This window comes from Caproiciproducens sp. NJN-50 (assembly GCF_004103755.1).
Taxonomy (GTDB): Bacteria; Bacillota; Clostridia; order Oscillospirales; family Acutalibacteraceae; genus Caproicibacter.
Genome location: NZ_CP035283.1, coordinates 3,270,593 through 3,289,852, shown reverse-complemented (window position 1 = coordinate 3,289,852; position 19,260 = coordinate 3,270,593). Strand labels below are relative to the sequence as shown.

Annotated in this window: 17 protein-coding genes, 2 tRNA genes and 3 rRNA genes; all 22 read left to right on the top strand. The window is 56.3% G+C overall.

Annotated features, from left to right (window positions below):
- The first annotated feature begins 273 nt into the window (after window positions 1-273).
- The 22 genes from EQM14_RS16070 (at window position 274) to EQM14_RS15965 (ending at window position 19,259) form a co-directional block, all read left to right on the top strand.
- Window positions 274-1,792 (top strand): 16S ribosomal RNA (locus tag EQM14_RS16070).
- A gap of 246 nt (window positions 1,793-2,038) precedes the next feature.
- Window positions 2,039-2,114, top strand: a tRNA-Ala gene (locus EQM14_RS16065).
- A 178-nt stretch (window positions 2,115-2,292) separates the two neighbouring features.
- Window positions 2,293-2,369: transfer RNA gene (locus EQM14_RS16060), tRNA-Ile, on the top strand.
- 319 nt (window positions 2,370-2,688) lie between these two features.
- Window positions 2,689-5,628, top strand: a 23S ribosomal RNA gene (locus EQM14_RS16055).
- Together the 16S and 23S rRNA genes with 2 tRNA genes alongside form the textbook arrangement of a ribosomal RNA operon.
- 96 nt (window positions 5,629-5,724) lie before the next feature.
- The gene (locus EQM14_RS16050; RefSeq protein ID WP_128744165.1) at window positions 5,725-6,024 is read left to right on the top strand and encodes a hypothetical protein; all 300 of its coding nucleotides are present in this window, start codon (window positions 5,725-5,727) and stop codon (window positions 6,022-6,024) included.
- A 227-nt stretch (window positions 6,025-6,251) separates the two neighbouring features.
- Window positions 6,252-6,707 (top strand): hypothetical protein, encoded by a 456-nt coding sequence (locus EQM14_RS16045; RefSeq protein WP_128744164.1) that lies wholly within the window; start codon window positions 6,252-6,254, stop codon window positions 6,705-6,707.
- Between the two features lie 43 nt (window positions 6,708-6,750).
- Complete coding sequence (locus EQM14_RS16040; protein ID WP_128744163.1) at window positions 6,751-7,485, top strand: ABC transporter ATP-binding protein; 735 nt, start codon at window positions 6,751-6,753, stop codon at window positions 7,483-7,485.
- Complete coding sequence (locus EQM14_RS16035; RefSeq protein ID WP_164919120.1) at window positions 7,457-9,049, top strand: putative ABC exporter domain-containing protein; 1,593 nt, start codon at window positions 7,457-7,459, stop codon at window positions 9,047-9,049. Before EQM14_RS16040 ends, EQM14_RS16035 begins: the two co-directional genes overlap by 29 nt.
- Window positions 9,050-9,202: 153 nt before the next feature.
- A 5S ribosomal RNA gene (gene rrf, locus EQM14_RS16030) occupies window positions 9,203-9,318 on the top strand.
- Between the two features lie 359 nt (window positions 9,319-9,677).
- Window positions 9,678-10,229, top strand: a complete 552-nt coding sequence (locus EQM14_RS16025; protein WP_128744161.1) for a biotin transporter BioY — start codon at window positions 9,678-9,680, stop codon at window positions 10,227-10,229.
- Complete coding sequence (locus EQM14_RS16020; protein ID WP_128744160.1) at window positions 10,226-10,630, top strand: DUF1284 domain-containing protein; 405 nt, start codon at window positions 10,226-10,228, stop codon at window positions 10,628-10,630. Before EQM14_RS16025 ends, EQM14_RS16020 begins: the two co-directional genes overlap by 4 nt.
- 524 nt (window positions 10,631-11,154) lie before the next feature.
- A complete protein-coding gene (rplM, locus tag EQM14_RS16015) occupies window positions 11,155-11,583 on the top strand; it encodes a 50S ribosomal protein L13 (protein WP_128744382.1) in 429 nt (142 codons plus the stop codon).
- A gap of 15 nt (window positions 11,584-11,598) precedes the next feature.
- Window positions 11,599-12,000 (top strand): 30S ribosomal protein S9, encoded by a 402-nt coding sequence (rpsI, locus tag EQM14_RS16010; protein WP_128744159.1) that lies wholly within the window; start codon window positions 11,599-11,601, stop codon window positions 11,998-12,000.
- A 222-nt stretch (window positions 12,001-12,222) separates the two neighbouring features.
- Window positions 12,223-12,498, top strand: coding sequence for a hypothetical protein (locus tag EQM14_RS16005; RefSeq protein ID WP_128744158.1), 276 nt, complete (start codon window positions 12,223-12,225; stop codon window positions 12,496-12,498).
- 377 nt (window positions 12,499-12,875) lie between these two features.
- Window positions 12,876-14,336: a 3D domain-containing protein gene (locus EQM14_RS16000; protein ID WP_128744157.1), complete on the top strand. Its 1,461-nt coding sequence runs from the start codon at window positions 12,876-12,878 to the stop codon at window positions 14,334-14,336.
- Between the two features lie 123 nt (window positions 14,337-14,459).
- Window positions 14,460-14,720, top strand: coding sequence for a hypothetical protein (locus EQM14_RS15995; RefSeq protein ID WP_128744156.1), 261 nt, complete (start codon window positions 14,460-14,462; stop codon window positions 14,718-14,720).
- Between the two features lie 208 nt (window positions 14,721-14,928).
- Window positions 14,929-15,579 (top strand): ribulose-phosphate 3-epimerase, encoded by a 651-nt coding sequence (gene rpe, locus EQM14_RS15990; RefSeq protein ID WP_128744155.1) that lies wholly within the window; start codon window positions 14,929-14,931, stop codon window positions 15,577-15,579.
- A 15-nt stretch (window positions 15,580-15,594) separates the two neighbouring features.
- The gene (locus EQM14_RS15985; protein ID WP_128744154.1) at window positions 15,595-16,617 is read left to right on the top strand and encodes a 4Fe-4S binding protein; all 1,023 of its coding nucleotides are present in this window, start codon (window positions 15,595-15,597) and stop codon (window positions 16,615-16,617) included.
- On the top strand, window positions 16,614-17,591 hold the full coding sequence (locus EQM14_RS15980) for an RnfABCDGE type electron transport complex subunit D (protein WP_128744153.1): 978 nt from the start codon (window positions 16,614-16,616) through the stop codon (window positions 17,589-17,591). Before EQM14_RS15985 ends, EQM14_RS15980 begins: the two co-directional genes overlap by 4 nt.
- Complete coding sequence (locus tag EQM14_RS15975) at window positions 17,581-18,225, top strand: Rnf-Nqr domain containing protein (protein ID WP_128744152.1); 645 nt, start codon at window positions 17,581-17,583, stop codon at window positions 18,223-18,225. The genes EQM14_RS15980 and EQM14_RS15975 overlap by 11 nt, the downstream gene beginning before the upstream one ends.
- Entirely contained in the window at window positions 18,225-18,812 is a 588-nt protein-coding gene (locus EQM14_RS15970) for an Rnf-Nqr domain containing protein (RefSeq protein WP_128744151.1), read from the top strand. The genes EQM14_RS15975 and EQM14_RS15970 overlap by 1 nt, the downstream gene beginning before the upstream one ends.
- Complete coding sequence (locus tag EQM14_RS15965) at window positions 18,813-19,259, top strand: NUDIX hydrolase (RefSeq protein WP_128744150.1); 447 nt, start codon at window positions 18,813-18,815, stop codon at window positions 19,257-19,259. It begins immediately after the preceding gene.
- The last annotated feature ends 1 nt before the right edge of the window (window position 19,260 follow it).

The following is a 19,260-nucleotide window of genomic DNA, read 5'->3' as shown; positions in this document are numbered from 1 at the left end:
GGTTGTTTTGGTATTATAGTGAAGCGCCTTGCGAAAGGGGCGCTGCGGAAAGAGGGTCCGAAAGGGCCGGGAAGCCGCATGGGACCTTGAAAATTAAACAACGAGAGACAGAAGAAGGAACCCGTAAAGGACGAGAGTGAAAAGTACTTTCGGACAAAAAGAGACGGAAAACTCTTTCAAAAAAAATCACAAGCGATACGTTAGTGTATCGGACTTTAAGAGCCGAAGACGCTCTAAAAGAGATATAAACGCCGGAAGGCGAATATATACCAAATTTTAGAGAGTTTGATCCTGGCTCAGGACGAACGCTGGCGGCGTGCCTAACACATGCAAGTCGAACGGAACCATTTTTGAGCTTGCTTAGAGATGGTTTAGTGGCGGACGGGTGAGTAACGCGTGAGGAACCTGCCTTTCAGAGGGGGATAACGTCTGGAAACGGACGCTAATACCGCATGATATTCCGGAGTCACATGGCACTGGAATCAAAGGAGCAATCCGCTGAGAGATGGACTCGCGTCCGATTAGCCAGTTGGCGGGGCAACGGCCCACCAAAGCGACGATCGGTAGCCGGGCTGAGAGGCTGAACGGCCACATTGGGACTGAGACACGGCCCAGACTCCTACGGGAGGCAGCAGTGGGGGATATTGCACAATGGAGGAAACTCTGATGCAGCAACGCCGCGTGAGGGAAGAAGGTTTTCGGATTGTAAACCTCTGTCCTCAGGGACGATAATGACGGTACCTGAGGAGGAAGCTCCGGCTAACTACGTGCCAGCAGCCGCGGTAATACGTAGGGAGCAAGCGTTGTCCGGATTTACTGGGTGTAAAGGGTGCGTAGGCGGCACTGCAAGTCAGGTGTGAAAACCATGGGCTTAACTCATGGATTGCACTTGAAACTGTGGTGCTTGAGTGAAGTAGAGGCAGGCGGAATTCCCGGTGTAGCGGTGAAATGCGTAGAGATCGGGAGGAACACCAGTGGCGAAGGCGGCCTGCTGGGCTTTAACTGACGCTGAGGCACGAAAGCATGGGTAGCAAACAGGATTAGATACCCTGGTAGTCCATGCCGTAAACGATGATTACTAGGTGTGGGGGGTCTGACCCCTTCCGTGCCGGAGTTAACACAATAAGTAATCCACCTGGGGAGTACGACCGCAAGGTTGAAACTCAAAGGAATTGACGGGGGCCCGCACAAGCAGTGGAGTATGTGGTTTAATTCGAAGCAACGCGAAGAACCTTACCAGGTCTTGACATCCAACTAACGAAGCAGAGATGCATTAGGTGCCCTTCGGGGAAAGTTGAGACAGGTGGTGCATGGTTGTCGTCAGCTCGTGTCGTGAGATGTTGGGTTAAGTCCCGCAACGAGCGCAACCCTTGTGATTAGTTGCTACGCAAGAGCACTCTAATCAGACTGCCGTTGACAAAACGGAGGAAGGTGGGGACGACGTCAAATCATCATGCCCCTTATGACCTGGGCTACACACGTACTACAATGGCCGTTAACAACGGGAAGCGAAGCCGCGAGGTGGAGCAAAACCCCAAAAACGGTCTCAGTTCGGATCGCAGGCTGCAACCCGCCTGCGTGAAGCTGGAATTGCTAGTAATCGCGGATCATCATGCCGCGGTGAATACGTTCCCGGGCCTTGTACACACCGCCCGTCACACCATGGGAGCCGGTAATACCCGAAGTCGGTAGCCTAACCGCAAGGAAGGCGCCGCCGAAGGTAGGATTGGCGACTGGGGTGAAGTCGTAACAAGGTAGCCGTATCGGAAGGTGCGGCTGGATCACCTCCTTTCTATGGAGACATGAGTCATGAACAATGGCTCAGACATCCTAGGTCGGTTACGGAAGACGACTTCTGAACAATCGTTGTTTAATTTTGAAGGCCCCAAGCTGAGCTTGGAGGCACGGCCCGCCGGTGAGAACCGGCAGGAAAGTGCCTTTAAGTGGCGGGACAGTCTGAAAAGGCTCCCGGAATCAGTGTAGGGAACTTCAGTGAGAGAGAACTGAGAAGAACCAGACAGTTGAATCACTTCCATATGGGGGTATAGCTCAGCTGGGAGAGCGCCTGCTTTGCAAGCAGGAGGTCAACGGTTCGATCCCGTTTATCTCCACCACGGACAGACGTCCGTTTCGTCGCGCACAGAACGGGCTGGAAACAGCCGGCAGAGTGCCCGCGCAACAGAAGGAAGTCCGAAAAGTGAACAGGGTGAAGGGTAAGAACCTGAAACCGGCGTTGGAAATGCGAAGGATTGGGGATCAAACCTCTAGCCAGAGCGTCCGACAACAAAACATGGGCTTATAGCTCAGCCGGTTAGAGCGCACGCCTGATAAGCGTGAGGTCGGTGGTTCGAGTCCACTTAAGCCCACCACGGACGAAGTCCGTTTCGCCGCGCACAGGGCGGGCTGGAAACAGTCGGCGAAGTGCTCGCGTAACAGAAAGAGTCCACAAATACATAGAATGCTCCGGTTCATGAAAATGGAAAAGAGTGTTGTGTGTAATCTGCAGGCTGGTAAAGGCCGCGACAGGTAAGGTTCTTTGAACTGAAAGCTGACCCGCGACGTGCGTCAACCTCAGGTTGTACCTTGAAAACTGAATAAAGCGAGAAGCAGATAAAGCGAGAAAAGTTGTTATTCTAAAAGATTAATCTGATAGAAAAACTACAATTTTGAAGAACCAAAAAATCACATGGTCAAGCTACAAAGAGCGCAAGGGGAATGCCTTGGCACTGGGAGCCGAAGAAGGACGCGGCAAACTGCGAAAAGCTATGGGGAGTCGTAAGCAGGCTTTGATCCATAGGTGTCCGAATGGAGCAATCCGGCCGGAGTTATGTCCGGTCACCGTAAAGTGAATTCATAGCTTTACGGGGGGAACCGCCTGAACTGAAACATCTAAGTAGGGCGAGGAAGAGAAATCAATTGAGATTCCGCAAGTAGTGGCGAGCGAACGCGGAAGAGGCCAAACCGGAGGCAGCAATGCCTTCGGGGTGTGGACAGCCAAAGAGTCTGCGATCCCGAGCAGAACGGCATGGAAAGGCCGACGAGACAGTGTGAAAGTCACGTATGCGAAGGGAAAGCGGAGCGGGCTGTATCCCGAGTACTGCCGGACACGAGAAATCCGGTGGGAACGTGGGGGGACCACCCTCCAAGCCTAAATACTACCCAGTGACCGATAGTGAAGAGTACTGTGAAGGAAAGGTGAAAAGGACCCCGGAAGGGGAGTGAAAAAGAACCTGAAACCTTGTGCTTACAAGCACCGAGAGCCCGTCAACGGGTGATCGGGTACCTTTTGTAGAATGGTCCGGCGAGTGAATGTAACTGGCAAGGTTAAGTCCTTAAGGGACGGAGCCGCAGGGAAACCAAGTCTGAACAGGGCGCATGAAGTCAGTTGTATTCGACCCGAAACCGGGTGACCTACCCATGTCCAGGTTGAAGTGGGGGTAAAACCCCATGGAGGACCGAACCGACTCCCGTTGAAATGGTAGCGGATGAGGTGTGGGTAGCGGAGAAATTCCAATCGAACCCGGAGATAGCTGGTTCTCTCCGAAATAGCTTTAGGGCTAGCCTCGTATCAGATTACCGGAGGTAAAGCACTGAATGGTCTAGGGGCCGAAAGGCTACCGAAGCCTATCAAACTCAGAATGCCGGATAATCGATATACGGGAGTCAGACGGTGTGAGATAAGTTTCATCGTCAAAAGGGAAACAGCCCAGACCCACAGCTAAGGTCCCCAAACACGGTTAAGTGGCAAAGGATGTGGGGTTGCACAGACAACCAGGATGTTGGCTCAGAAGCAGCCATTCATTAAAAGAGTGCGTAATAGCTCACTGGTCGAGTGACCCTGCGCCGAAAATTCAACGGGGCTAAAATCGTGTACCGAAGCTTGGGATGCTCAGTCATTCTCCATAACCTCAATTAGCGAAAGTGAAGAAGGAATCTGGCGGCGCGCAGCGACGCGAAATTACTTAAAAGCTGAAAAGGATTGAGAGCGTGGAGAATGGCTGAGCATGGTAGGAGAGCGTTGAATGAGAGTTGAAGTCGGAGCGGAAGCGCCGGTGGATTTCATTCAAGAGAGAATGCCGGAATGAGTAGCGAGAAATATGTGAGAATCATATTGGCCGAAAGTCTAAGGTTTCTGGAGGAAGGTTCGTCCGCTCCAGGTGAGCCGGGAGCTAAGGTGAGGCCGAAAGGCGTAGCCGATGCACATACGGTTGACATTCCGTAGCCGCAGAAGGATTTAAGTAAGATGACACCTGCAAAGGGCATGACCCGGGCGTTGGTTGACCCGGGCGCAAGGGACCGAAATTTAGTAGGGAAGCATGCTTAGAGCAGGGCGAGAAAAGTCTTATGGGATATCCGATGCGCCCGTACCGCAAACCGACACAGGTAGACAGGAAGAAGATTCCAAGGCCAACGGGAGAAGGGTAGTTAAGGAACTCGGCAAATTGACCCCGTAACTTAGGGATAAGGGGTGCCTCAGAGATGAGGCCGCAGAGAATAGGCCCAGGCGACTGTTTAGCAAAAACACAGGTCTCTGCCAAATCGAAAGATGACGTATAGGGGCTGACACCTGCCCGGTGCTGGAAGGTTAAGAGGAGATGTGCAAGCATTGAATTGAAGCCCCAGTAAACGGCGGCCGTAACTATAACGGTCCTAAGGTAGCGAAATTCCTTGTCGGGTAAGTTCCGACCCGCACGAAAGGTGTAACGATCTGGGCACTGTCTCAATTACCCGCCCGGCGAAATTGTAGTACCGGTGAAGATGCCGGTTACCCGCGACAAGACGGAAAGACCCCATGGAGCTTTACTGCAGTTTAATATTGGGTTTCGGTAATTTATGTACAGGATAGGTGGGAGACTTTGAAACTCTGGCGCCAGCTGGAGCGGAGTCGTCCTTGGGATACCACCCTTAAGTTGCTGAAATTCTAACCTGCGGCCGTGAATCCGGCCGGGGGACATTGTTAGACGGGCAGTTTGACTGGGGCGGTCGCCTCCAAAAGCGTAACGGAGGCGCTCAAAGGTTGGCTCGGCACGGACGGAAACCGTGCGGGAGAGTGTAAACGCATAAGCCAGCCTGACTGCGAGGATGACGGTCCGAGCAGAAACGAAAGTTGGAGTTAGTGATCCGGCGGTATGAGAGTGGAATTGCCGTCGCTCAACGGATAAAAGCTACCCTGGGGATAACAGGCTGATCTCCCCCAAGAGTCCACATCGACGGGGAGGTTTGGCACCTCGATGTCGGCTCATCACATCCTGGGGCTGTATTCGGTCCCAAGGGTTCGGCTGTTCGCCGATTAAAGTGGTACGCGAGCTGGGTTCAGAACGTCGTGAGACAGTTCGGTCCCTATCTGTCGTGGGCGCAGGATATTTGAGGAGAGCTGTCCTTAGTACGAGAGGACCGGGATGGACGCACCTCTGGCGCACCAGTTGTCACGCCAGTGGCACAGCTGGGCAACTATGTGCGGATCGGATAAACGCTGAAAGCATCTAAGCGTGAAGCCGGCTCCAAGATGAGATATCCCACAGCATAAGCTGGTAAGGCCCCTTGTAGACTACAAGGTTGATAGGCTGCGTGTGTAAGCACGGTAACGTGTTCAGCTTGGCAGTACTAATAGGCCGAGGGCTTGACCATATTTTTGGTTTGCCCGTTCAAGTTCGCTTTTCCCTTCTCAGTCTTTATTCAGTTTTCAGGGTATGAGTTCTTTGAGTTCATATTCGGTGTTCGGAAATGGAAGACCCGCTCTCACAGCGGGTCTTTTTCTTTATTTCTGCCATCGGGTTTTCCGATGGCTTTTTTGATATTGCCGGACCTTTGATCTTTCGTAATGACCAGGCGTTTGATTTTTGTCAGTTCAGATTTAAAATACGAAATGCAGGGAATTGCATTGTATTAAATTACAGAAAGAATTTATACGCTGCCGCTTTGATCTTATCCCATCCGGAAGAAGATGGCCCGGAGGAGAACAAGGAATGGGTGGAGTCGGTGCGGAACGGCTGTGGAAAGCTTACTGTCTCAGCAGGCTGCTGATTAAAGAAATTTTTCTTAAAGGGATACGAATTTCAGCGGAAGCGTTGGCGCGTTTCCGCTTTTTGATTGATTGCTGCTTTTTTCCGTCATTTTTTCCATGTATAAAATTACGTTTGAAAATAAATTTGAAATCATGTATGATGAAGGTATTCTAATAATTTCGGATTTGACATGATATCGAGGTTGCTGTATTATTGTATTAGTATAATATGGTTGGAGGTTTTCTCATGGCTGTTTCCGCCGGGTTTGGTTTTATCGCGCTTTCACTGATGCTGCTTCTGGCACTTCTGTATTTGACGGAGCATGTTCTGTTCGCGCTCGCCGCCTATCACGACGCACAGGCGCAGGGGAACCCGGACGCTTTGATCTGGGGCCTTGCCATTGGATTTCTCGGCCTGATTCCGGGGATCGTCTATCTGTGTGTCCGCGGCTCTGGCCGCCGCATGGTCCGCTGTGCCAACTGCGGGTATCCGCACGATGTTTCCGATTTCTGCTGCCCGAAATGCGGGGAGAAAAACCCGGCCGCAGCACAGGCGAATCCTTACGAGCAAGCGCTCGCGTCCAGGGCGAAAAAAGAAATGATCGGCGGCATCGCGGTGATCGCCGCAGGAATTCTGCTGACGATCCTGGTCATGATGTTTTTCAGTTTTTCCATATCGATGGGACACAGATTGTTTTTCTAAGCGATGAAACGGATAACGAAAAAAGAATGATTTAGGAGAAATTATGTTAGAGATACAACACCTGACGAAACGCTACCGCAAACTGCTGGCAAACGACGATGTGACCTTCCGGGTAGAAGACGGAGAGGTTGCCGTTCTGGCCGGCCCGAATGGCGCGGGGAAATCCACCGCAATTAAAAGCATTGCGGGGTTATTGCGGTTTGAGGGAACCGTGCTGGTGTGCGGGCACCCGAACAAAAGCGTGGAGGCAAAGCGGTGCTTTGGCTATATCCCGGAGATCCCGGCGCCGATGGAGTCGCTGACGGTGCTGGAACATCTGGAATTCATCGCGCGCGCCTACCGCGTGGGGGACTGGGAACGGAAAGCCGATGCTCTTCTGGAACGATTGGAACTGGATGACAAGAGAAGCAAACTGGGCGGCGAGCTTTCAAAAGGGATGCAGCAGAAGTTGAGCATCTGCTGCGCACTGCTGCCGGAGCCGAGAGTTATCCTGTTGGATGAACCGCTGGTCGGCCTTGATCCGCACGCCATCAAGGAATTGCGCGACGTCATCGGCGAACTGCGCGCCCGCGGCTGCTCCGTCCTGATCAGCACCCATATGCTGGATACGGTCCGGCAGGTTTGGGACCGGGCGCTGATCATGATGAGCGGAAAAATCGCGGCGGAACGCACGCGCCCTGAAATGGAGGGAAACGGCGAGAGCCTGGAGCAGCTTTTCTTCTCGATCACGGAAGGGAGGGAAGAGAACCTTGGGGACGATTCTGTACATAGCGCGTAAACAGATCAAGAACGAGGCGATACGGCTGATTCGGAAGCCCGCGCGGCTGATCGCGGTTCTGGCCTCCGTCGCCCTGATCGTCTGGATGCTTCTGAGCACGCCGGTGCAGGAAAAGGGGCGGATGGATCCTGCTATTCTGCAGAGCGGTTTTTTGGTCTGGCTGTTGGTGCTGGGAACGATCACCGCGCTGTCCGCGCTGGAATCCGGCTCTTCGCTGTTCCGGCTGCCGGACGTCAACCTGCTGTTTGTTTCGCCGGTTTCGCCGAAGACGATCCTGGCCTACGGATTGATCCGCCAGACCGGCAAGACTTTTGCCGGCTTTGCCTTTTTGCTGTTCTACAGCGGAATGCTGATGAACGCTTTCAAAATTACCGCCGCGGATGTTGTTGTGCTGATCGTGGGTACGGCGCTGTTTCTGGTTGTTGTCCAGGTACTGGCACTGTGCCTGTACTGCATCGCGAACCGCGGACCCGCTCAGCGCGCATCCGTCAAAGCCGGAATTCTGGCGGTTCCTCTCCTGATCGCACTTTTTGTGCTGTATCAGACAAGGGAGAATCCAACCCTGACGGTGCTTTATCAAACGGCCGCGTCCCCGCTTCTGGACGCCTTCCCCGTCGTAGGGTGGGTCCGAGGCGCCGTGTTCGCGCTGATTGCCGGAAACGGCGGAAGAGCAGGGCTTTATCTTGCCCTGACCGCCGGATTCCTTGCACTGACGATTTTGCTGCTTCTCAAGATCGATGCGGATTACTATGAAGACGTTCTCAGCAATGCGGAAAAAAGCTTTGAGCTGCGTCAGTCCGCAAAGGGGAAACGTCCTGTGAAAACCCGTGCAAAGGAGAGAATCGGGAAGACCGGGATTGGCGCGGGATGGGGCGCCAGCGTGTTTTTTTACAAACATCTGCGGGAAGACCGCCGCGGCGGCCGGTTTGCACCGGTCAGCGGATCCGCGCTGATCCTTTTGCTGATTAACCTGGCGACGGCCGGTGTGATGGCGCTGATCGGAAGATCAAATGCAGCCCCCGCGACGGCGGACGCGATGCTCCTCGCCGGATGCGGGTTCAGCGTTTACGTCCTATTTTTCCAAAGCGCCGCCGGGGACTGGTCCGGCGAGCTGGGGAAACCGTACCTTTACATGGTGCCGGAGGATCCGTTCCGGAAGCTGTTCTGGGCCGGTCTGTCGACGGTGATCCGTCCCGCGGCGGACGGGCTGGCCGTTTTTGCCGTTCTCTGTGCGGCCCTTCGCGCCAACCCTTTCACGGGGCTGGCCTGCATCCTCGCGTATGCCTCGTTTGGGTTCCTGTTTACTGCGGGGAGCGTGTTGGGACGGCGCGTGCTGGGAAGTGCGCCGAACAGGGGCCCGGTCATGATGCTTTACATGCTTCTGCTGATCCTTATCCTTCTGCCGGGAGCCGCCGGGACGCTGATAGCGGCGGTTTCAATGAAGGCCTCGTTTGAAGGCGCGGCTCCGCTGCTGGCCGCCTTGCCGCTTGTTCTGTGGAATACCCTGGTGTCGTTTTTGATCTTTTATTTCTGCCGTAACATTCTGTCCTCCTGCGAAAATTAATGCGAAAATGAATAAGGAATGGGGAAACGGGGCAAGCTTCTTTTATTCTTCTTTTTTGAAGCAAAATTAAAAAAACTTGAAAAAAGTAAAGAATATACTTGCATTCTGTCGGAAACCGTGGTATTATAATCAAGTCGCTAAAACACGAAACAAGTTGGTACCGATTGCGATGAGGGTACACCCGTTCCCATTCCGAACACGGAAGTTAAGCTCATCTGCGCCGAAGATACTTGGCTGGTAACGGCCCGGGACAATAGGTGGCGCCGACACAGAAAGCAGTCATCCAATAGGGTGGCTGTTTTTTTTATTGTTTTCTATGTCCCATAAACGCAGCAAAAGACAGAAAAATGCGGCCTAGCCGTGTTGCGATAAGATCACGGTATTTCTCCCTCGGCGGCGCGCGGGCCGGGGGCGAACATTAAATATGATGCGGGACGCCTCGAAAAGAGGGATCCTGCTTTTTATTTTGACGCTTGCGGCATGAGGGATATCCGTTTATTGCGGAAGAGGGGTCTGCCGAAAAACGGAAGACTTCCCGGGAAAACGGCCCTATTGTAAACCGAATAATAATTTATGGTTGACAATAGGAAGAAGAGTTCTTATACTTATAGAAAAGGAGAGATCTGGTATGAAGGGAAAAAAGACATTCGAACTGCTGGCCTGTGCGATGTTCGCCGCGCTGACCGCCGTTCTTTCGCAGTTTTCCATTCCGATCGGCCCGGTGCCGATCAATCTTGCGACGTTTTCCGTGTTTCTGGCGGGCGGGATTCTCGGCGCGCGCGGCGGACTGGTCAGCCAGATGATTTACATTCTTCTGGGCGCCGCGGGGCTGCCTGTTTTTGCCGGATTCAGCGGCGGGATCGGAATCATCGCCGGTCCGACGGGCGGCTATATTGTGGGCTACGCCGCAACCGCGTGGTTGATCGGCTTGATGACGGGCCTGACAGGGCGCAGGCCGTTTTCGCTTGCGGTATCCATGGCGGTGGGAATGGCGGTCTGCTATTTTCTTGGCACCGCCTGGTTTATGATCGTCACGAAACGGGCCCTCTGGGAATCCCTGACGCTCTGCGTGTTTCCATTCCTCGTCGGGGATGCTCTGAAGATCGCGGTCGCAGTTGTGGTTTCCGTCCGGCTCAGCGCTGTTTACGGACGCCTGAGCCACAGCGCCGGCGCGGCATGAACAGATTTTTTCTCCCTCTGCGGCCGCATCACGCCCTCTGCCTGCGTTTTTTTATCGGCAGAGGGTATGGCGATGATTTTGTGGCGGGAATGGCCGGAATTCAAAGGTATCTGCGGAAAAACCCGGACCAGCGGGTCATTTTGACCAGCGGGACGGATCGGATCTGTGCGCGCTGTCCAAACAACCGGAGTGGCGTCTGCGCGACTTCGGAAAAATCTGCCCGCTACGACCGGAAATGCCTTGCGGCCTGCGGGCTGGGCGTCGGGCAGGTTCTCCCATGGCGGGAACTGGAGCAAATAACAAACCCGATTGTCATCTCCCGCCCGGCCCGCGCCGCGGTTTGCTCCGACTGCCGCTGGGATTCCCTCTGCCGCGAACAGCAGGAGAAGTTCCTTCTCTGATTTGGTCGTTTCACCAAACGGAAAACACCGCCGTCAGTTCCGGCGGTGTTTTCTCATTTCAAGCGAAAAGGATATCTTGCACAGGCCGTCACAAAATATCGTTGATCGTATCTTGTCAAGAACAAGATGTTGATAACTGTGTTGAAAGTGTTTAAAACATTTTGAAATTAACAATCGGTATATAATTTGAACGGACGCGTTCTCCTCACAGCCTGACACTCAAGAGCGCAAAGGCGGCCGATTGTAAACTAATATTAAAGAGAAGGTTTACAATCGGCCGCCTGAAAATCACCTTTTTAACGTGAAATGAAATCGTAGAAAACGCAAGAGATAGGGCAGAATAAAGAGATACTAGGAGTTTTGGCTGAATAAATTAAAATTTCGGACTTTTTATCTTGACACGGGACCGGGCTTGTGGTAAGATCGAAGATGCAATTTTCCGCGTTGGTTTCGCGCGGTTTCAGAGGACCCCGCGGTTCAGCGGGAGCAAAAGGATGCCGAACAAATTTCAGGAGGTAACAACCATGTCCACCTATATGCCGAAAACCGGCAGCATCGAGCGCAAATGGTATGTCATCGACGCAGCCGGAAAGCCGCTTGGGCGCGTCGCCGCACAGGCAGCTGTTCTGCTTCGCGGCAAGCATAAAACGATTTTCGCGCCGCATGTCGACTGCGGAGACCATGTCATCATCGTCAATTGCCGCGAGGCGGTCCTGACCGGCAAAAAACTGGAGAAGAAGATCTATTATCAGCCTTCTTTGTATGTCGGGCACATGAAGAAGGTAGGGTATTCGACCCTGATGGAAGAAAAGCCCTGCAAGGCAATGGAACTTGCCGTCAAGGGTATGATTCCGGACAACGCTCTGGGACGCGCCGCTATGGCAAGGCTCCGCCTTTTCGACGGTGCCCAGCATCGCCACGCCGCCCAGAAGCCGCAGGCCTGGGAACTGTAAGGGGAGGATCACACAATGTACGAAAAAGCACCTTATTTTTACGGAACCGGAAGAAGAAAAAGCAGCGTCGCGCGTGTCAGGGTTTATCAGGGGACAGGTAAAATCACGATCAACGATCGCGATATCGACGATTATTTCGGCCTGGAGACGCTCAAGCTGATTGTCCGCCAGCCTCTTGTCCTGACCAAGACCGATGAGAAGTTCGACGTGGTCTGCCGTGTGGCGGGCGGCGGCGTGACCGGGCAGGCCGGCGCAGTCCGCCACGGCGTGGCGAGGGCCCTGCTGCAGTATGACTCCGAAAATCTGCGCCCTATTTTGAAAAAGGCGGGTTTGCTGACCCGTGACCCCAGAATGAAGGAACGCAAAAAGTATGGACTCAAAGCGGCCCGCCGCGCTCCCCAGTTCTCCAAGAGATAATTTCAGCATTCAAAAGCCCTTGCAAACGCTGCGTTTGCAAGGGCTTTTTTCCATTTTTGCCGCAAATCTGCCGTAAAACGGCTTTATATAAGGAAGGAAAAGTTTACATGCGGTTTATGGTAAGGAACCGACAGCCCGTCTTTAAAACCAATTCACGGATATGCAGGTACGGCCGCCGGGGCCTTTGCAAAAAGCAAGACCGAGCTTTGAGAAGATCGGTTGATGGATATCGCCATGCCGATTTCCCTGCCCCGGCCAATCGCCCTGAACAATTCAAGTGATTCCGGCGGGAGACGCCTTGCAGGTCCCCAAGAAGAAGTCCTAAATTCAATTTCATATAAGAAGGAAGTAATGCAGCTTCTCGGAACCTGGGTTTCAGGATCAATTTCAGATGGCGGATGCCGGGATCCGAACGGGGCACAGCTGCAAAAAATGAATGGAACAAACAGCGGAAACATGACAAAAATCAACAAATTGCCGGATTTTTTCAGACCTTGAAAAAACTCAGACGCCGCGCGCCTTTCCGGAGATTTATGTACGGGATGTGAACGGAAAGGGAAGGATTTGATGCTTTCTAAGCACAAAAAACAGCGCTGTAATAGTTGTAACAGCTTTGTAACCAATCATTTTCTTGCATGTTGCACAGAAATCATCCCCTTACGGGACGGGACACCACTGCTTTTCGGGTCGAAATTGGAATTAAAAGAGAACGCGGATTGTTGATAATGCACAAATTCAGGAACGCGTACGATTTGACATATGGGCAATCGGTGAATATAATATCACGCATTGATGTAATTGCTCAGCACTGACGGCCGGCAAGTGGGGAAAGCAACGCAAAAAACCCCCGCTGGCTGACGGAAAAGGGTGAATTTATGCGTAAGAACTTCGAGCCTGTTCTCCATTTTTTCCGCAGGCTTGCAAAAGCGATGAGATCCGCGTGCCATTTCGGGCTGCTCCGGCGTGCCGGAACCTCTGTGGCAAAGACGAAAACGCGGTTCTGCCGTTTTTTCATGGGACTTTGGAAAAGCTGGAATACGGCGCGGAAAGCGGGTCTGGTTCAACAACTGACCTCATCTGTGCGCAGAAGAAAAGAAATCGCGCTTTTATTGATCCGCAGCCGGATAGAGGACGAAGGTTCGGCAATGCGGTCTGCGCTGCTCAAACAGGGAGCGGCGCTTGCGCTGATGATTCTGGTTACGGTCGGTTCGGTGGGAACGGTCATGGCGGCCACGCATGTGGCGACCGTTACATGCGACGGGACGGTCGGCCAGGTTGAAATGACCTCGCCGGAAACGGACCAGATTCTTCTGAAAGCGGGAGTCAAGACGGGACCGAATGATCTGATTTCCCGCAGCGACGACCCGGATCACGCCGGCGACGTTATCATCTCGGTGAAAACCGCGCGGAAAGTGACCGTCGAGGCGGACGGAACAAGCAAAACGGTGACCGCGCACTACGGCGACACAGTGGGCAGCGTGCTCGGTCAGGCCGGTGTCAGCCTGGATGCCGACGATCTGGTGACGCCGGCGGAAAGCGAAACGGTGGAGGCCGGGACGAAAATCCAGGTGACGCGGATGATCCAGATTACGGTGGCCGCGGACGGGTGCAAGGTCGCCGCCACGGTAAAGGAAGGCAGCGTTTCGGACGCGGTCCGGCAGGCCGGCGTGCAGCTCGGCTCCGACGACACGCTGAGTATCGCTCCAGACAAAACGGTCAATCCGGGGATGGAGATCAGCATTGCGCGCGTCGCTTACAAAGAAGTGACCGAGACGCGCGCGATCCCCTACAAGACCGTCACCCAAAAGGACTCCTCCCTCGCCGCGGGAAAGACGGAGGTCAAGACGGCGGGGCAAAACGGAACGGAAAAAGTCGTCGTGCGCCAGAAGCTGGTCGACGGCAAGGTGGCCGAGACGCAGGACGTCAGCTCTTCCGTTGTGACGAAGCCGGTCGATCAGGTTACGCTGTACGGAACAAAGAAGCGCAGCGCAGTGGCTTCGGTCGGCTCCGACGGCACGCTGACCGACCAGAACGGCAAGACGGTGCGGTATAAAAAAGTGCTGACCGGCCGGTGCTCCTGCTATACCGGCGGCGGTTGGACATCCACCGGCGCGAAGGCCGCGTTTGGGCGTGTGGCCGTGAATCCGAAGGTGATCCCTTACGGCACAAGGCTGTATATCTGTTCTCCGGACGGAAAACTGGTTTACGGCTACGCGGTTGCCGCGGACACGGGCGGCGCCGCGATGCGCGGCATCATCATCGCCGATCTGTACTATGATTCCTATTCCCAGTGCATGAAAATCGGGACCAGGACCATGAACGTTTATGTTCTGTGATTGTTATGGAAACGAAAGGGCGGGAGCCGCGGGGCCCCCGCCCTTTTTGCGCCGGAACAGTGTTGACACCGGGGCCGGTCCGGGTTATAGTGATAGAAAAACACGGGAGCGGGGGACTGTATCATGGGATATTTTTACGCGGCGCTGTGGGTGCTGGTCGGCATCCTTTTGATTTTCCGCATGGGAAGCGAGAATCGGGTGTTTTACCCCATCGGCGGATTTTTTCTGATCCTCGGGGCATGGTGGGCGGCGGGGGCCTATACCGGGCTGAACCTGTTCACCGGGGCCTGGGGCTGGGCGCTGCGCGCGGTGACCGCGGCCGTGCTGGTTCTGGCCTGTGTGGAATTCGCGAGGGAGATCAAAAAGACCCGCGGAGAAAAATAAGAGGAATCACACAAAGGAGGCCCCTTTTTTACTGCCAAATCCGGAGTCGCAGCATACAATAAGAGTGCGGGGCCAATATATTGAAACCGCTTGATCATAGATTGTCTGCCGGAGCCTGGCTCCGGCAGACACCTGTGACAAGCGCGGCGGATTCAGTTGAAAAAAGCGGAGAAGTAGGGTACAATAAAAGCAAACGGGGGGATATGGAATGCTGATTGCACCTTCCATGCTGGCGTCGGATTTTTCCAAGCTGAGCGATGAAATCATACGGATGGATATTTCCGGGGCCGACTGGATTCACCTTGACGTGATGGACGGGCACTTTGTGCCGAACCTGACCTTTGGCCCGCCGGTGATCGCCGCGATGCGGCAGTACACGGACAAGCCGTTCGACGTGCATCTGATGATCGACGAGCCGCTGCGCTATGCGCCGGCCTTTTTAGAGTGCGGAGCGGATATCGTTTCATTTCACGCGGAGTCTTTTTCAGACCCCGGCAAAACCATCGAGGTTATCCGGGAGGCCGGCGCGAAACCCGCCATGGCGGTCAAGCCGGGAACGCCGGCGGAGGAGGTCTTTCCCTACCTCGACCGGCTGTACATGGTGCTGGTCATGACGGTGGAGCCAGGCTTCGGCGGGCAGAAGTTCATGCCGGATATGATGGAAAAAGTCCGGCGGCTCAAAGAGAAAAAGCCGGATCTTACGGTCCAGATCGACGGAGGCGTCAACGCGGAAACAATCGCCCTGGCGGCACGGGCGGGCGTGGACGTCTGCGTTGCGGGGACCGGCGTCTTTAAAGCGCCGGATTCCGCGGCGGCGATCCGCAATCTGAAAGCGGCGGCCGAGGCGGCCCTGAAATAACGGAGGTACGGTGCAATGCCGCGCGGAGTCAAACTGGATCTGGCGAAGGAACCTTCGCTCAAAGAACAAATCATCACGATCCCCGCCCCTAAAAAGCTGCCGGCGCCGAAGATGTTCGCTCCGCTGCGGAAAAAGGCGGGCGCGGCGAAAATCATCGGGGCGGCTGAGATGGCCGGAATCGTGGACGAGCTCGACGGGGAGCCGCTGGGGAAGAAGCTGGCGCGCTTTGCGGCGGCGGACGCGCCGGTGCTGGTCGCCGCTTGCTTCGACGAAGACCCGATGACCTCCGCCGGTCAGGCGGTGTTCCGTGAAAATCCGGCTCAGGTTTTGGCCGGACTGAATCTGGCGGCGCTGGCGTGCGGAGCGGTTTCCAAAAAAATCGCGGCCGCGTCCCGCGAAGAGATCCGCCGCGCGCAGAAAGCCTGTACGGCCGTGGAGTTCCTGACCGCGGGGGACCGCTACCCGGCGGCGGCGCTTCTGCGCAGGAAGTTTTCCGGGAAAGGGAAAGCGGCCTGCCTGGTCGGCGCGCAGGCCTGCCTGGCGCTAGCGGCCGCCGCTTCCCGCGGGCTGGCGCAGAGCGAGACGGTGGTGACCGTGGCCGGGGACGGCGCCGCCCGCTGGGTGAACTGCCGGGTCCGCATCGGCACGCCGCTGCGGGACGTGCTGGCGGCCGGGAATCCGCTTCCCGAAACGGCGGCGGTGGTGGTCGGCTCCTCGGTCAACGGAAGAAGCGTCACCGATCTCTCCGAACCGGTGACGACGGCGACCCGCTGCATCCTCGCGATGAAACGCCTGCCCCGGCGCGCGGCGCTGCCCTGTGTCGGCTGCGGACGGTGCGAACGCGCCTGCCCGCGCGGCATCATCCCGTGGATGATCCTGCAGCAGCTGGAATCCGGCTCGCCGGACCCGTTCCGGCTGTTTAACGTGGAACGCTGCATCCGGTGCGGGGCGTGCAGCGTCGTCTGCCCGTCGGAAATCGATCTGGCGGCCGCAGTGGGGCGCGCGATCAAAATCAAGGAAGGCAGGGGAGATCCATGATGCTGAAAAATGCCGGCTCTCCCTATATAAAAGGCGAATTCACGGTCTTTTCCATGATGCGCAGCGTGCTGCTCGCCCTTTTGGCCCTGCTGATCATTCCCGTCATCCGTTATGGGCCCCGCCCCCTGGTTGCCGCGGGAGCTTCCATGCTGACCGCTGTTTTCTGCCATATTTTGTTCTGCCTGATCCGCGGGAAAAGCATCTCCGTAACGGAGATTTCCGTCCTGGTGACGGGGCTGATGATCCCGATGCTCCTGCCGCTGAACGCGCCGCTCTGGCTTCCCTGCGCCGCGTCCGCCTTCGCCGTCCTTGTGGTCAGGGAGCCGTTCGGCGGCTTTGGGCGCAACCCGTTCAATCCCGCCGCCGCCGGCGTGGCGTTTGCCGCCCTCTGCTGGCCGCAGACGGTCTTTTCCTATTTCGACCCGTCCGCTCCCGCCTCGTTCCCGCCGTTCGGGGCCGGCTCGTTCGGCACGGCTTTGTCACCGGCGGCGGTGCTGAAACAGGGGTTCAAGCCGGACATTCTCCCGTTCAACATGCTGTGGGGGAATTTCCCCGGGCCGCTCGGCGCGACGGGGGTCCTGATCATCGGAGCCTGCGGGATCCTGCTTTTTCTCACCAGGGCGGCGAAACCGGAGGCCGCCGTCTGCTTTCTCGGCGCGGCCGCTCTGGCCGCGGCGCTGTTTCCGCGCATCCTGTGCAGCCCGCTGACTTCCGTCAAATACGAGCTTCTTTCCGGCTCTCTTTTTTTCTGTTCCGTGTTCATGGTGACCGATCCGGTCACGTCGCCGCGCACGTTTCCCGGGCGGTGCCTTTACGGCGCCTTTGCGGGAGCGGTGACCATGGCGTTCCGCTGGTTCGGCGTCTATGAGCAGGGGGCGTGCTTCGCGCTGCTGATGGCCGATGCGGTCGCGCCGCTGATGGATTCCGCCGTGTTCCGCCTGCGCGGCTGGGAGGGGAAACCACATGAAGGATAAAAGGCTTTTGCCGCACGGCGCTGGCCCGATCTTTTTTAACGGGCTGCTGTTCCGCAATCCCGTCCTGATCGGGGCGCTCGGCATGTATCCGATCGCCGCAGCCGCATGGAACGTGAAGAACGCGGCGGCGCTTTCCGTTTTGTTTCTGGCGCTGTCCCTTCCGTCGTCGCTCCTGCTCTGCCTGACGGGGATGCTGGTCCCGCGCTGGTTCCGGCCCGGCCTGGTCCTGCTGGTCTCCGCCGCGCTCTATGTTCCGGCGGGGTTCCTGACGGACCTGCTGCTGCCCGGCTCCGTCTCGAATCTCGGGATGGCGGCCGGGCTGATGATCTGCAATTCCGTCGTCTTTTCCCGCGCGGAGGAATATGCGCCGGAGCACGTGGCGCTGGCGGTCGCGGCGGATTCGCTGGGCTGCTCCGCCGGATTTGCGGTGACGGCGTTTCTGATCGCTGTGCTGCGCGGAGCCTGGATGGGAGGAGCCGGCCTTCCCGGCGGAACGGGTTTTGCGGTCGGCCGCGCGGCGGACCTGCCGTTTGCCGGATTTCTGCTGCTCGGCTTCCTGGCGGCGCTGATCCAGTGGATCAACCGCCTGAGGTCCCGCAGGAGCGCGGAGCGGATGAAAAGGAGGATGCCGTGATGTTTTTGAAGCTGGTTCTGGCCGCCCTTCTGGCGGTCGGCGCGGAAAATCTTCTTTTTGTGGGCGGCTCCGGGTTCAGCCGGGCGCTGCGCGCCGCGCAGCGCCCGGCCTCCATCGGGATCTACTCCCTGCTCATCACCTGGTTTACCCTGCTTTCCGCCTTTGCGGGAGTCTGGCTGAATTCGTTCCTGCCGGCGTACGGAACGAAAGCGATCCTGCGGTCCTCCTGTTTCGCCGCGGCGGCCGCGGCCGCGTATCTTCTGACCTCCCTTCTGATGCGCGCCGTCCTTCCCGCCCGCGCCATGAAAAAGATCGGGCCGCTTCTGGCCCCGTCCGCGATGAACACCATTGTGCTGGCCATGCCCTACGCGCAGCGCGGCTTTTCGCTTGACCCGGTCCAGGCCGCCGGGTACGCGGTCGGGACCGGGGCCGCGTTTTATCTGGCGTCGGCGGTCCTGACCCACGCGGAGGCGAAGTGCCGCAACCCGGACATGCCGGAGGCGTTCAGCGGCCTGCCCGCTTCGATTTTATATGTCGGCATCCTGTCGATGGCGTTCGCCGGGTTTGCCGGGGGAAGGGTGTTTTAAATGGAGAAAAGCGATACCCTGGTCCGGTTTTATGAAAATGTCGATCCGTCCCTGCTGAAATACGCGGTGATCGTCGCCCGCTGCCGCGGCAAATGGGTGCTTTGCCGGCACCGGGACCGGAAGACCTGGGAAGTGCCGGGCGGGCACCGGGAGCCGGGGGAGGAGATCGGGCACGCCGCCCGGAGGGAGCTGTTCGAGGAGACCGGGGCCCTCCGGTACGCGCTCACCCGGGTCTGCGTGTATTCCGTAACGGGCGCGGTCAACGGCGGGAAAGAACTGTTCGGGATGCTTTATTTTGCGGAGATCGGGGAGTTCGGCCCGCTTCCGAAGTTTGAGATGGCGGAAATTGCTTTGAGGGACGATTTTCCCGATCCGGACAGCCTGACTTATCCGGAGATCCAGCCGGAGCTGTTCCGGCGGGCGCAAAAACTGATAGAAGAAAAATAAA

What these genes read in the sequence shown, in the direction of transcription:
- EQM14_RS16050 (WP_128744165.1), top strand. Translation starts at nt 5,725, where the DNA reads ATGGAAGACCCGCTCTCACAGCGGGTCTTTTTCTTTATTTCTGCCATC.
- EQM14_RS16045 (WP_128744164.1), top strand. Translation starts at nt 6,252, where the DNA reads ATGGCTGTTTCCGCCGGGTTTGGTTTTATCGCGCTTTCACTGATGCTG.
- EQM14_RS16040 (WP_128744163.1), top strand. Translation starts at nt 6,751, where the DNA reads ATGTTAGAGATACAACACCTGACGAAACGCTACCGCAAACTGCTGGCA.
- EQM14_RS16025 (WP_128744161.1), top strand. Translation starts at nt 9,678, where the DNA reads ATGAAGGGAAAAAAGACATTCGAACTGCTGGCCTGTGCGATGTTCGCC.
- EQM14_RS16020 (WP_128744160.1), top strand. Translation starts at nt 10,226, where the DNA reads ATGAACAGATTTTTTCTCCCTCTGCGGCCGCATCACGCCCTCTGCCTG.
- rplM (WP_128744382.1), top strand. Translation starts at nt 11,155, where the DNA reads ATGTCCACCTATATGCCGAAAACCGGCAGCATCGAGCGCAAATGGTAT.
- rpsI (WP_128744159.1), top strand. Translation starts at nt 11,599, where the DNA reads ATGTACGAAAAAGCACCTTATTTTTACGGAACCGGAAGAAGAAAAAGC.
- EQM14_RS16005 (WP_128744158.1), top strand. Translation starts at nt 12,223, where the DNA reads ATGGATATCGCCATGCCGATTTCCCTGCCCCGGCCAATCGCCCTGAAC.
- EQM14_RS16000 (WP_128744157.1), top strand. Translation starts at nt 12,876, where the DNA reads ATGCGTAAGAACTTCGAGCCTGTTCTCCATTTTTTCCGCAGGCTTGCA.
- EQM14_RS15995 (WP_128744156.1), top strand. Translation starts at nt 14,460, where the DNA reads ATGGGATATTTTTACGCGGCGCTGTGGGTGCTGGTCGGCATCCTTTTG.
- rpe (WP_128744155.1), top strand. Translation starts at nt 14,929, where the DNA reads ATGCTGATTGCACCTTCCATGCTGGCGTCGGATTTTTCCAAGCTGAGC.
- EQM14_RS15985 (WP_128744154.1), top strand. Translation starts at nt 15,595, where the DNA reads ATGCCGCGCGGAGTCAAACTGGATCTGGCGAAGGAACCTTCGCTCAAA.
- EQM14_RS15980 (WP_128744153.1), top strand. Translation starts at nt 16,614, where the DNA reads ATGATGCTGAAAAATGCCGGCTCTCCCTATATAAAAGGCGAATTCACG.
- EQM14_RS15975 (WP_128744152.1), top strand. Translation starts at nt 17,581, where the DNA reads ATGAAGGATAAAAGGCTTTTGCCGCACGGCGCTGGCCCGATCTTTTTT.
- EQM14_RS15970 (WP_128744151.1), top strand. Translation starts at nt 18,225, where the DNA reads ATGTTTTTGAAGCTGGTTCTGGCCGCCCTTCTGGCGGTCGGCGCGGAA.
- EQM14_RS15965 (WP_128744150.1), top strand. Translation starts at nt 18,813, where the DNA reads ATGGAGAAAAGCGATACCCTGGTCCGGTTTTATGAAAATGTCGATCCG.